This is a genomic window from Foetidibacter luteolus, assembly GCF_009650435.1.
Classification (GTDB): Bacteria; Bacteroidota; Bacteroidia; order Chitinophagales; family Chitinophagaceae; genus Foetidibacter; species Foetidibacter luteolus.
In genome coordinates, this window is sequence record NZ_VVIP01000031.1 from 1 (window position 1) to 13,047 (window position 13,047).

General features: G+C 45.5%; 9 protein-coding genes. 5 read left to right on the top strand and 4 right to left on the bottom strand.

Features of this window, described 5'->3' with window-relative positions:
• The first annotated feature begins 283 nt into the window (after positions 1-283).
• From F0364_RS08520 to F0364_RS08535, 4 genes are all read left to right on the top strand, one after another.
• On the top strand, positions 284-715 hold the full coding sequence (locus F0364_RS08520) for an SPOR domain-containing protein (RefSeq protein WP_153797352.1): 432 nt from the start codon (positions 284-286) through the stop codon (positions 713-715).
• A 15-nt stretch (positions 716-730) separates the two neighbouring features.
• A complete protein-coding gene (locus F0364_RS08525; RefSeq protein ID WP_153797353.1) occupies positions 731-1,912 on the top strand; it encodes a M20 metallopeptidase family protein in 1,182 nt (393 codons plus the stop codon).
• A gap of 47 nt (positions 1,913-1,959) precedes the next feature.
• Complete coding sequence (locus F0364_RS08530) at positions 1,960-3,960, top strand: tetratricopeptide repeat-containing sensor histidine kinase (protein WP_207632576.1); 2,001 nt, start codon at positions 1,960-1,962, stop codon at positions 3,958-3,960.
• A gap of 498 nt (positions 3,961-4,458) precedes the next feature.
• Positions 4,459-5,190, top strand: coding sequence for a carbon-nitrogen hydrolase family protein (locus F0364_RS08535; RefSeq protein ID WP_153797355.1), 732 nt, complete (start codon positions 4,459-4,461; stop codon positions 5,188-5,190).
• 239 nt (positions 5,191-5,429) lie between these two features.
• On the opposite strand, the gene F0364_RS08540 is transcribed toward F0364_RS08535, so the two are convergent.
• Complete coding sequence (locus F0364_RS08540; protein WP_153797356.1) at positions 5,430-6,008, bottom strand: DUF6580 family putative transport protein; 579 nt, start codon at positions 6,006-6,008, stop codon at positions 5,430-5,432.
• A 39-nt stretch (positions 6,009-6,047) separates the two neighbouring features.
• Entirely contained in the window at positions 6,048-7,262 is a 1,215-nt protein-coding gene (manA, locus tag F0364_RS08545; RefSeq protein ID WP_153797357.1) for a mannose-6-phosphate isomerase, class I, read from the bottom strand.
• 35 nt (positions 7,263-7,297) lie between these two features.
• Here manA and F0364_RS08550 point away from each other — a divergent pair, with 35 nt between their 5' ends.
• A complete protein-coding gene (locus F0364_RS08550) occupies positions 7,298-7,654 on the top strand; it encodes a YraN family protein (RefSeq protein WP_153797358.1) in 357 nt (118 codons plus the stop codon).
• A 96-nt stretch (positions 7,655-7,750) separates the two neighbouring features.
• On the opposite strand, the gene F0364_RS08555 is transcribed toward F0364_RS08550, so the two are convergent.
• Positions 7,751-10,210 (bottom strand): ABC transporter permease, encoded by a 2,460-nt coding sequence (locus F0364_RS08555; protein WP_153797359.1) that lies wholly within the window; start codon positions 10,208-10,210, stop codon positions 7,751-7,753.
• Between the two features lie 366 nt (positions 10,211-10,576).
• A complete protein-coding gene (locus F0364_RS08560) occupies positions 10,577-13,015 on the bottom strand; it encodes an ABC transporter permease (RefSeq protein WP_153797360.1) in 2,439 nt (812 codons plus the stop codon).
• Between the last annotated feature and the right edge of the window lie 32 nt (positions 13,016-13,047).

The following is a 13,047-nucleotide window of genomic DNA, read 5'->3' on the forward strand; positions in this document are numbered from 1 at the left end:
AAAACAAATTATCAGCCTTTTAAACTTCAACAGACCGGTAACCAGCTACCTGTAACCGGCAACCGGCTTTCGGGTGAGGGATTGAAGCGGATACCCCGGTGAGGCCATGGCAGCAAAGCCTTGTGCCGGAGTAGTAGCGTAAAGCCCGACCCCTTGCGCAGCTTGGGGACACCCCCATATTTATTTTCTCTGCAACAATCATTGCCGCACTGGCGTTTTTATTGTTTTCTTTGCACCATACAGCGGCATATTTAACTATATTGCCCAAAATGATTTAACCGGAATGAGAGTTACAGCCTTTATTATCTGCTGCGTTTTACTCAGCTCCGCGGCCCTTGCCACGGATACCATCAGCGTAAAGAAAGACCCGCGGCTGGATGTTTTAACCGCCAAACAGGCCGCTATCAACAAAATAACTTCCCGCATGACGAGTTCCGGCCTGTACAAAGGCTACCGCCTGCAGGTGCTTAATACCCGCAACCGGGAAGAAGCTTTTAAAATGAAAGCCGACCTGCTGAGGCAATACCCAAATCATAAAACCTATACCATATTTCAGTCTCCTTATTTTAAAATAAGGTTTGGCAATTTTCCTGAACGTGCTGAAGCCGAACGTTACAAAAAAGAATTGAGCCTTTTATACCCGCAGGGTATTTATGTAATAGAAGATGGCATTGAGTATACGCCGCCCGAAGCCGACAGCACCAGCGACAATTGAGCGTTAACTATTCTTATGATTACAGAAAAAATTAAACAACTGGCGTCGGCTTTTGCCGGCGAGCTTACAGATATACGCCATCACCTGCATGCGCACCCGGAACTGAGCTATAAAGAATTTGAAACATCGGCTTTTGTGCAAAGCAAGCTGGCTGAATGGAACATACCCTTTACTGTAATGGCAGAAACCGGCGTTATAGGCCTTATTGAAGGGAAAAACCCTGGCAGCCGCGTTATAGCGCTGCGTGCTGATATGGATGCCCTGCCTATTACGGAGGCTAATGAAGTGCCTTATAAATCGCAAAACGCAGGCATTATGCATGCCTGCGGGCACGATGTGCACACTACCTGCCTGCTGGGAGCGGCTAAAATTTTACAGCAATTGAAGCAAGAATGGGAAGGCACGGTAAAACTAATTTTTCAGCCCGGGGAAGAACGCAACCCCGGCGGCGCCAGCCTGCTGATAAAAGAAGGCGTGCTGGAGAACCCCAAACCCCAGGGTATTGTGGCTTTGCACGTAAACCCATCGCTGGAGGTGGGGAAACTTAGCTTTAGAAGCGGCAGGGTAATGGCCAGTGCCGATGAAATTTACGTAACTATTAAAGGTAAGGGAGGACATGCGGCTGCACCACATCTTACCGTTGACACTATACTGGTGGCTTCGCAACTGATTGTTAGCCTGCAACAGGTAATAAGCAGGAACAATAACCCGCTGCAACCTTCAGTATTGAGTATCTGCGCTATTAACGGGGGCCATACCACCAATGTTATACCCAGCGAGGTAAAGCTGATGGGTACTTTTAGGGCTATGGATGAAACCTGGCGGTTTAAAGCGCATGAGCTGATACGCAGGCAGGCCAGCGGGCTGGCAGAAGCTACCGGCGCTGAAATTGACCTGCATATTGATGTAGGCTATCCAACGGTTGACAACGAACCATTACTTACCGCAGCCGCATGGAAAATAGCGGAGGATTTTATTGGCAGCGAAAATGTTTCTGAAACAGAAATGCGTATGGGCGCCGAAGATTTTGGCTATTATACGCAACAGGTTCCAGGCTGTTTTTTCAGGCTGGGCGTACGAAACGAAGGAAAAGGTATTGTTCATAATGTACATACCCCTAATTTTGATATTGACGAAAATTCTATCGAAAAGGGCGCCGGCATTATGGCAACGCTGGGTGCAACTATCCGTACCTGATGGACATGCCTCTGCTTGTTCCCCCTTACCCTTTTGAAAAAGTTGATATGAAAAGAATTACACTGTTTACGCTGTGTTTACTGCTTATACAGGTTGTACCGCTGTTTGCCCAAAACAGCCAGATAGATTCCCTTCTCTTAAAAATTGAACACAATACAAACAACGATTCACTTAAAAGTTACCAGCTTACCAAACTCTCTAATTTTTTGCAGGTAGAAGACCTTGACCGCGCCATTTATTATGCAGGCCAGTCAATTACCATCGCGGAAGATTTGCCTTATAAAAGCCTGCATGCCGAAGCCCTTAGCCAGCAAGCCAGCAACTACGTTTGGAAAAACAACTACGACTCTGCCCTGCAGCTTTTTTTCCAGGCCGTGGATGTGGTTAAAAAAAACAAACTGCAAAAGCAGTTGTCTTACATATACGACGGCATTGCGGATTTATATACAGAAACCGGATCGCTTGACCAGGCCCTGAAATTTAGCCGTATGGCCCTTGATATAAGCCAGCAGGAAAAGGATAATAAACAGGCTATGTTTGCCTATCACTCTATTTCGGCTGTTTACAAAGGCCTGAGAAACTTTGGCGAAGCAGAACGTTATACCCGGCTGGCGCTTGACTTGTTTAAAAAATACAAAGATCCAGACAGGGTAGCCACCTGTTATATGGATATTGGCAGGCTGTACATTGCTACCGGCCGCGATGCTGAGGCAAGGCGGATGCTGGATACCGCCACCCTGATTTTCAGCGATTTGAGCGAGCCCATACAAATTGCTGAAGCCAACGAACTGTATGCCGAACTTGATATGACAGAAGGCAATCTGGAACAGGCCGCTGCCCATTTGCAGCAATCGCTTAGCGTATATGAACGCAATGGCCTTGAAGAAGACAAATACCGTGTGTACATGGCTATGGCAAATAACAGTTTTCTGCAAAAAAAGTACGCCGGCGCCCGTAAATTATTAGATGCCGCCATGCGGTACTTTAAAACCAGCGATGCGGTAGAACTGCAACTTAATGCCTTGTTGTACCTGGCCAAAACAGACTCTGCCCTGGGTTTAAATACACAGGCTTACGAATACCTTAAAAACTACCAGCACCTGAGCGAAGAAGTTAACCGCCGCAAACAGGAGCAGCAGGCACACCAGATGCTGATGGAGTATGAACTGGTAAATAAGGAAAAAGAAAACCAGCGGCTGCGGGAGCAAAATATTGACGCCAATAACCGGCAGCTTCTTTTTACGGTGGCAGGCGTATTTCTTTTCCTGGCACTTGCGGTAACGCTGGCTATGTATTACCAGAAACAAAAAATGAACCGCCGCCTGGCAGAAACCACGCAACGCACCGAACAGATAAATAAAGAACTGGAACAATCCAACCATGTAAAAAACCAGTTATTTTCCATACTGGCCCACGACTTGCGGTCTCCCATGAGCAATACGCTGCACATGCTCAAGCTTACAAAAAGAGGAGAAGTTACTTTTGAACAGTTCCGCCAAATGGCAGACCTGCTGGAAGATGACCTGGTACACAACAACGAGTTGCTGGATAATATGCTTAACTGGGCCAAAAGCCAGATGGAAGGCATTGTACTGCACAAAAAGAAAATAGGGCTTAAGTATATAGTAGAAGAAAATACGCACCTGTTTCAATCCATCGCCGGCCGCAAGCACATTAGCTTTTGCGAAGAAATACCAGAGACCATAGAAGTTACCGCCGATGAAAACATACTGCGACTGGCCCTGCGCAATGCCATTAGCAACGCGGTAAAATTTTCCTTGCCCTATGGCCTTATTCATATTACGGCCAAAGAGCGGGACGGCAAAGTATTGGTGCAGGTAACAGACAAAGGCATGGGGCTGTCCGCCACACAGCTAAGCCGGCTTTTTACCAGCCAGGTTAACTCAACAACCGGCACGCATAGCGAAAAAGGGGCCGGCCTCGGCCTTAAGATAACCAAAGAAATGATGGACAGGATGGAGGCGCCCTTTTGGCTGGAAAGCAAAGAAGGTGGCGGCACCACGGTAAATATGCTGCTGGAGAAATGAGCCCTGTGTTTAAGTATGGGTTACGAAGTAACTTTTTTATGTAAGATGTTAGATGTGTGATGCACGGTGGAAAAAAGTTGACCATTCACGATTCACCATTCACTATCCACGATTTGGCTACCGGCGATAGTATTTCATGGGGACTTCGTTGCGTCGCAATCCTTTCATCGTTCGGTTTTTATGGCATCTTTTCAGACCCGGGCAGTAAGTCTTAACCGGGATTCTTTACTGATTTTGCTGATTAGCCTAGCAGATAAGTTTTAACCACGGCATCAACCAATATTGAACATAGGACCAGGCAGAACAAGCGCATTATGCAACAGGTGTTCCTACGGAACAATTTGTGGGTAGAACATTACAGGGTGTTAGCCTGCGTTCCAGAGGAACGCTTTGTGCTTGTATCAGCGGGGATGAAACCAAAATGTTCCTCCGTTACGTAGTAACACCTTACGTTTATTCTGCCTAAGCCAATATTGAACATTAAACTTAACACCAGTTATGAAAGTATGTGTAGCACAAACCAACCCTGTTAAAGGTAATATAGAGAAAAACATAAAGGCCCATGTGCAATTAATACGGCTTGCTGCGGGCCGGGGTGCAGCTATTATTGTTTTTCCCGAATTGTCGGTTACCGGCTATGAACCCACTTTAGCCAAAGAACTGGCCATTTCGCCATTTGACAGCAGGCTGCAGGTTTTTCAACAGCTTAGCGATGAGAACAATATGGTTATCTGCGCCGGCATGCCATTGCAAAGCGGCAACGGTGTATTAATTGGCATGGTTATCTTTCAGCCACAACAGCAACGCACTACTTACTGCAAACAATACCTTCACCCGGATGAATTGCCCTACTTTGCTGCAGCCCCGCCGCAAGGGGGCATTACGGTAAATGGGCAAACCATCGCCTTTGCTATTTGCTACGAGCTTTCTGTTGCGGCGCATACCGAAAAAGCTTTTGAAAACCACCCCGCCGTTTATATTACCAGCGTAGCAAAATCTGTAACGGGTGTAGAAAAAGCATTAAGCACTTTGGCAGGCACGGCCAAGCAATATGCAGTGCCCGTATTAATGAGCAATTGCACAGGCCGTTGCGACGACTTTGACTGCGGCGGAAAATCATCCGCATGGCTTAGCAACGGCAGTTTGGCCGCCCAACTGGATGGCCATAGCGAAGGCATACTGGTATTGAATACCGCAACCGGTATTGCTGATGTGCAGTTGTTGGGATAAGCAGCTTTGTTTCTGGCACCAGTATTGGCGGAAACATATCTATCCGGGCCTGAACAGATGCCATGAAAAACCAACCGATGAAAGGATTGCGACGCAACAGGCGATGCCATGAAACTATGTAGCTGGTATCAAGAGAATTTAAGATGTTAGCTATCTAACGAAATTTGTAAAAAAAATCCCGGGGCGATGCCCGGGATTTGTTGCTTCACAGAGTTTGTGTGTTTCACAGAGTTTTTATCTTAAGCAAGCTGATGGTCTTTTGTGAACCAGTAATTTTTGATAAGATAAAATCCACCAAACAATATTGTTGAGAAAAATAATGTTCCGTATAAGCTGCCGGGGTAAAATGGCAATGCATCGCTGTAAGCCATCATTAGCCCGTTGAAGGTTTTGGGCCTGTTTAAACCGCGGGTGCCCTGCCAGCCTGCCCATACCACAAAATTTGACAGAATAAAGTAAACAGTAGGCGCTGCCAAAGAAGCCGCCAGCACATTGGGCACGTTTATTTTCCTTACCAGGAAACCGATAGTGGTTAACACTGCGAACATAAGGTAGTTCTGCCACTGGCCTTCGTAAAAACCCTGCATGCTGGAAAGGCCGGCATTGTACAATGCCTGGTACAACAAATCGCTAAGGAACATAGAAAGTACCGGCAATACAAACGCCCATTTTTTGTTTTTGATAAAAACGGCGCCACCAAAAATAGCCATGGCGTACTGCGGGGCAAAACCAAGGGGCCTGCCGGGAAATACCCTGTACAAGGCAGCAACCAACACTAATAAAACCAATGCGAGAACAACAGACTTTGTAATTTTCATTAATTGAAGAATTCTTGTAACAAATGTAAGTGGAAATTATTATGGAACAAAAGCTTTATAGGCCAATACGCCGGCGTTAGCGGATATAGTATAGGCTTCATCTTTTAAGACAGCTACTGCCTGCCCTTTTTGCACCTGAACAGTGTTGCCACCCTTAATTTCCATGTCACCTTTTATCACCACGATAATCTCCAGCGATGAAGCAGTGGCATGATAAGTCTGGGCCGCACCAAGTTCAATTTTACTGATACCAAAATCCGGCACCGGGCAGTTGTACACCCTTTCCCCGTTTGTTTGTTCCTCGCCGGCCATGATGTTGGGTTTTATGCCTTCAAACCACGTATGCTTCAGCAGTTCCGGCACGTCCACATGCTTGGGTGTAAGGCCGCCACGCAGCACATTATCGCTGTTGGCCATCAGCTCTACGTTCTGGCCTTCCAGGTAAGCATGCGGTATGCCAGCACCCTGGAACACAGCTTCGCCGGGTTCAGCCTTTACAATATTGAAAAAATAGATAGAGAAAATGCCCCGGTCAAGGTCAACCGGTTTTGCACCGCCTTCAAAAAGTTTGCCTACCCACCAGCCAGGCTGGTCTTTAGACAGGCCATCAGCCTCTTTTCGTTCCAGCTCCCTCGCCACGAGCGGCGCCAGCAGTTCGTTTACCTGTTGCTGCGGCAGTTCCATTACATACTGGTACAAGCCCTTGTAACCTTTCTCCAAAAACAACTCATCAAGGCCAGCGAATTCCGGAATAGTTTTCAGCACCAGCAACAGCTCATCTTTTTGTTTAAAGCCGTGCAGCAACCAAAATTCGCTCAGTGCCACCATTACTTCGGGTTTATGGTTTTTATCCTTGTAATTGCGGTTGGCAGCGCCAATGGCTACGCCGGCGGCCTCTTCAGCGGCAAACCCCTTTTCTGCTTCGGCTTTGGTAGGGTGCACCTGTATGCTAAGCATGTCTTTTACGTCCAGAATTTTAAACAGGTAGGGCAGTTCGCCAAACTGCTGCTGTACTTTTTCACCAATAAATTCCTGCGGGTAATCTGTTACCAGTTGGTTTAAAGAAAGGTCTCCGTTGGGTGTAACAATGTTTGATGAAGCAGAAGCATGCGCCCCCATCCAGTATTCGGCGTAAGGCTTTTTCTCTTCGCTGTTATCAATACCCAGCCATGCGGGTATAAACTGAAAGCCCCCCCATGCATAATGCTGCACCTTACCTTTTAGCGGAAAAATTTTATCTTGTAAAAAGCTCATTATTCTTTATTTTAAGGCAGGCAATATACATCACAATGCACAATAATAAGGCCACAGGCAACAAGGGCGAACAAATGGCCGCTGCCTGGCTGCAACAATCCGGTTACACCATAAAGGAAACTAACTGGCGATACAGCCACTGGGAGGTAGACATTATTGCCTCCAAAGAAAACAGGCTGCACTTTATAGAAATTAAAACACGCACATCCGACAAGTTTGGCAAGCCGGAAGAAAGCATTGGCAAAAAGAAAATGCAAAACCTGCGCAACGCGGCGGAGCAATATTTGTACCTGTACCCCCACTGGAAATATGTTCAGTTTGATATGCTGGCCATCAGCATGTACTATGAAAAACCCGTAGAGTATTTTTTAATAGAAGACGTGTATTTCTAATGGGGCGAAGTTTGATTGTGTGAAGTTGAATGTTTTTTGCACTTACATCGTAGCCCGCACCTTTTCCTGTTGGCGGAGAAAACGCTGCAATAAGTACTATTCAGTTTTCAAACTCTTTACAGGATTTCTTAATGCGGCCTTAACCGCCTGGAAGCTGATAGTGGCCAGCGCCACAACAACCGCGGTTACACCTGCCAGAGCAAAAAACCACCAGCTTAGGTTAATACGGTAAGCAAAATCCTGTAGCCAGCGGCGCATCAAAAGCCAAGCAAAAGGCGAAGCTATTACAAAGGCAACCAGCACCAGCTTAACGAAATCTTTGGACAGGAGCAACACAATATTGGATACCGAAGCACCCAATACCTTACGTACCCCAATCTCTTTGGTGCGTTGCGCCGTTGCAAACAGTGAAAGCCCCAGCAGACCAAGGCAGGCTATAAAGATGGCAAACCCGGCAAAAATGCCAAATATTTTACCGAACAACTGGTCATCGCTGTATTGGCGGTTAAACTTTTCGTCAAGAAAGTAATAATCGAAAAAATTGCCGGGGAAGAAAGATGCGTATTTTGTTTTGATGGCGTTAACGGTGGCTGAAATATCTTTTGCATCCACCTTTACACAAATGGGGTTATCCGTACCATAGCTGGGTTGCAGTATAACCGGCTCAACCGGGTAGCGTAATGATTTCTGGTGAAAATCGTTAACCACGCCCACAATATCCCACTCCCGGCCAAAGAGTTTTATCTTTTTGGTTACAGCTTCCTCACTGGAAGCAAAGCCCAACAGTTTAACCGCAGATTCATTCAGCATTACATTGTGCAGCTTATTGTAATCGGGGCTGTAATCACTGGCTGTAAAGTTTCTGCCGGCCAGCAACTTTACATCAAATACATGGATGAAATCAGCATCTACACTGCTGCGCCGCATAGATACTTTGCTTTCTGTGTTCTTATCCGTACGCCTTACATCAAAAGCCCTTGCCAGCTCAGTACCGGCTGTTCTGCCGATAACGGATGCGCCGTACACATGGGGTATTTGCTTCAGTTCGTTTTTAAAACTGTTTTCTTTATCAATAAAGCTGGAATCCCACCGGGTTAATATTGGCGGCTTTACCACCAGTACCTGCGACAGGTTAAAGCCAAGGCTTTGACTGCTTAAAAACCTTACCTGCCGGTAAACAACTATTGAGCCGATAATCAGTATTACCGTTACAGCAAACTGGCCGGTAACTAAAACCTTTCTTAAGAGTATGCCTTTACCGGAAGTGCTGAAGCGGCCCTTTAAGACCATCATAGGCTTAAAAGCAGACAATACAAAAGCGGGGTAAAACCCGGAGCCTAATATGCCCACCACCAGCAGCGCTGCTACTACAACACCAACCCCGTAAACGCTGACGCCTTTGCCCAATACACTGGCTATGGAAAGCTTGTGACCTACCAGGTTATTGAAACCATCCTGCACCAAAAGCACCAGGCCCAGTGCAATAACCAAAGCCATGATATTAATAACCAGCGACTCTGTTAAAAATTGCCTTATCAATTGCTGCCTGGTGGCGCCGGCCACTTTACGCACACCCACTTCCTTAGCCCTGTCCATTGACTTTGCGGTAGAAAGGTTGATATAATTAACCCAGGCAATCAGGATGATAAGTACGGCGATTACCAATAAGCCCCATACTACCGTAGCATTACCGGTTTTACCAATTTCGTACTCGTAATCTGAATGCAGGTGCGCTTTGGCAAGTGGCTGCAGGTAGAATTTCTCTACACTGCCAGATACTTTTGCACCCTGGAAATACTTTTGGCTGAACGCATCCAGTTTAGCTTCCAGTGCTTTGTAATCTGTGCCAGATTTTAGTTGTATGTAATGCCAGAAATCAGAGTCAGTAAAATCGTAATCAGCTTCTTTCCATTGCCCATTGCCGCTGTATAAAGTATTGTAAGATACCAGCATGTCAAACTGCAGATGGGAATTTTCCGGCGCATCTTTGCAGACAGCAGTTATCTTATACGGCAACGAATCCCGCAATATTACCACAGCCTTGCCCACAACAGCATTGAAATTATCGTTGCTTATATCAAACATCTTACGTGCCAGTGTTTCTGTTAGAATAACAGAGTTGGGGTTAACCAGGCCGGTATTGGCATCGCCGGTGGTAAAAGGGTAAGAGAACATACGCAGGAAACTGTTGTCAACCGCCAGCGCTTTCTGGTCGCCTATTTTCTTATCATTGTAACTAACCACCAGTTCGCTAAAGGGCTCAACCCTTGTGTTTTCCAGCACTTCGGCATAATCGTTCTTCATGGCTTTGCCAATGGCCGAATAAGTAATAGTGCCATGCTGCACCAGCTTGCCGTTTTGGTACCTGTCGTTGGTAACGCGGTACAGGTCGGCCACGTTTTTGTTAAACCGGTCATAGCTTAGTTCAAAGCTTACATACTGCATAATAAGCAGGCAGGCAGCCATGCCAATGGCCAGGCCCGCTATATTAATAGCCGAAAATGCTTTGTTCTTTGTCAGGTTGCGCCATGCGGCAAGAAAATGGTTCTTTAACACGGGTTATGTTTTTAGTGAATGGTGTATTTTGAATGCAATTAGTTAAGGAATACATGCCAGGTTAAGCATAGTCATGCTGAGTTTATCGAAGCATTATCGAAACCGTTATATGTACTTTTCGTTTCACGATACGCCTTCGACAAGCTCAGGCTGACATCCTTAATCAAACGACATTGTATTTTAAATGGTCAATGGCGGATACATTTTACTTCATTCCCTGGAGATATTTACATGCACAAGTTACTATCCTACCCGGGTCTGAAAAGCTGCCCAATGAACCGGACGATGAACGTAGTGCGACGCAACGATGCTCAATAGTACTACTGTCGCCGGGTTAATAGCATGCTTTTCTATACTCTCACAACCCTACTCATTACGTAATGATTTTACCGGGTTGGCCATTGCCGCCTTAATGGATTGTATGCTTACCGTTAACATGGCTATCAGCAAGGCAATAATGCCTGCTATAAGAAATATCCACCACTGTATGTGGATGCGGTAAGCAAAATCCTGCAGCCAGTTATTCATGGCCAGCCAGGTTAACGGAACTGCCATAATAAACGATATGGCCACCAGCAACAGAAACTCTTTAGATAACAAATACAACAGGTTAGATACCGAAGCTCCTAAGACCTTGCGAATGCCTATTTCTTTGGTACGCTGCAATACATTATAGGCCGATAAGCCGAGTAAACCAAAGCATGCAATAAGTATGGCCAGGAATGCAAACAAACCAAATACTTTTCCAAACTGTTCGCTGGATTTGTATTGTTTATCGTATAGTTCATCAAGAAAATAATAGTTAAATGGATCGGCAGGAAAATACTTGTTCCAGGTACGTTGTATGGATGCCACGGCTGACTGCATATTACCAGACTGCATTTTGATGGCATAAGCACTACGCACCCCCGGGGTTAACCGGAAGACCATGGGATCTATGGGCCTTTGCAAACCCTGGTGGTGATAGTTGGCCACTACCCCGGCAATGAAAGCTGTATCGCCGCCGCTTAATATCTTTTTGTTTACAGCCTCTTCAGCGCTTTTAAACCCTAATACTTCTATGGCCCTTTCGTTAAGCAGGATAGACTTTCGATCAGCAGGAAAATCTTTAGAAAAATTGCGGCCGGCCTTAATGCTTAATTCATAAGCAGGTATAAAATCATAATCAATACCCATGTTATATAAGGTAACACGCTCTCCTTTGGCATCTTCCAGCTTTCTTGCCCCGTTGGTCCAGTAAATTTCACGCCCCATTACACTGGAGGAAGCGGTAACAGTTTTAACAACCGGCATTTTAAGCAGTTGGTTTTTAAAAGACTGGTATGCGCCGCTATACAAAGAATCAATCACGCTGCCGGCGCCATCCATTACCAACGTTTGATTGATATTTACACCTAACTTCTGGCTACGCATAAAATTAACCTGCCTGTACACAATGATTGTTCCCGCAATTAAGATTACCGATGTGGCAAACTGCCCCACAATTAAACCCTTGCGCAGGAATACGCCCTTGCCGGAATTCTTAAACATACCCTTTAGCACAACGATTGGCTTAAAGGCAGATAATACCAGGGCGGGGTAAATACCTGATAAAACAGTACCTGCCAGGAACATAACTAAAAAGACCATCCAGTAACTGCCAGGCAATATAAAACTGCGCTTAATTTCAATACCGGTAAGATTGTGAAAAGCAGGCATCAAAGCCCATACCAGCAGGGCGGCGATAAGCAGGGCAACCAGATTAAGCAATAAACTCTCACTCATAAACTGCATTACCAGGCTGTGGCGGCTGGCGCCCATTACTTTTCTAACTCCTACTTCTTTGGCCCTTTCAATTGAGCGGGCCGTAGCAAGGTTAATATAGTTTATCCAGGCAATACCAATGATGAAAAAGGCAATCATGTACAGGAAGGAAACAGACTGTCCATCACCATTAACCTCTGCTTCCTGGTTGTAGTTGGAATACAGATGGATGTCTTTCTCCGGGATAAGGTAAAGCTCGTTGCGCATGCCCGCATTTTTGTAAGCAGGATCATTATTCATGTACTTATCCGAAAATGCCGGCAGTTTAGCCTCGAAAGTTTTTACATCTGTACCGGGTTTTAATTTTATGTATGAATAGAAATCATACCAGCCCCAACTTGTTTGTGCCGAGTTATCTTTATCACCCTGCTTTACAAGCTCCTGCCTTAGGGTGCTGAAAGAAATAAGGTAATTGATTACCAGGTGGGAGTTTACCGGGTAGTCTTTAAACACACCGCTTACTTCATACACCTGTACAGAATTTCCTTTAGACACCAGCGTTTTGCCAACAGCGTTTGCCGAACCAAAATATTTTTTTGCCATTGATTCGGAAACAATCATTTTATACGGCGCATTCAGTGCGGTAACAGGATTGCCCTTTACAAACGAAACATTCAGCATGCCGATGGCTGAGGAATCAGCGAAATAACCTTTTGTTTCATTGAACTTTATATTGCGTTCTTCATTGGCTAAAAGGCCTTCTGCATCCATCAGGCGGCAGTAGTCTTCTACTTCCGGGAAATCTTTTTTGAGGGTAGGCGCTATGGCCGGGTAGCTTGTGGCCGATTGCCAGGACAACTTTCCTTTCTGGTATGCATCTAACCGTACACGCACTATTTGTGAAGCATTGGGGTTAAAGTTTTCAAAACTTCTCTCGTAAGACACATAATGAAATATAAGCAGGCAACAGATAATACCAATTGAGAGGCCCGCAATATTCAACAGAGAGTACTCTTTTCTTTTAATCAGGTTGCGAATGCCGGTTTTGAAATAAGCGCTCATACAATTCAGTTGATATTTTAAATGTTGTTTCC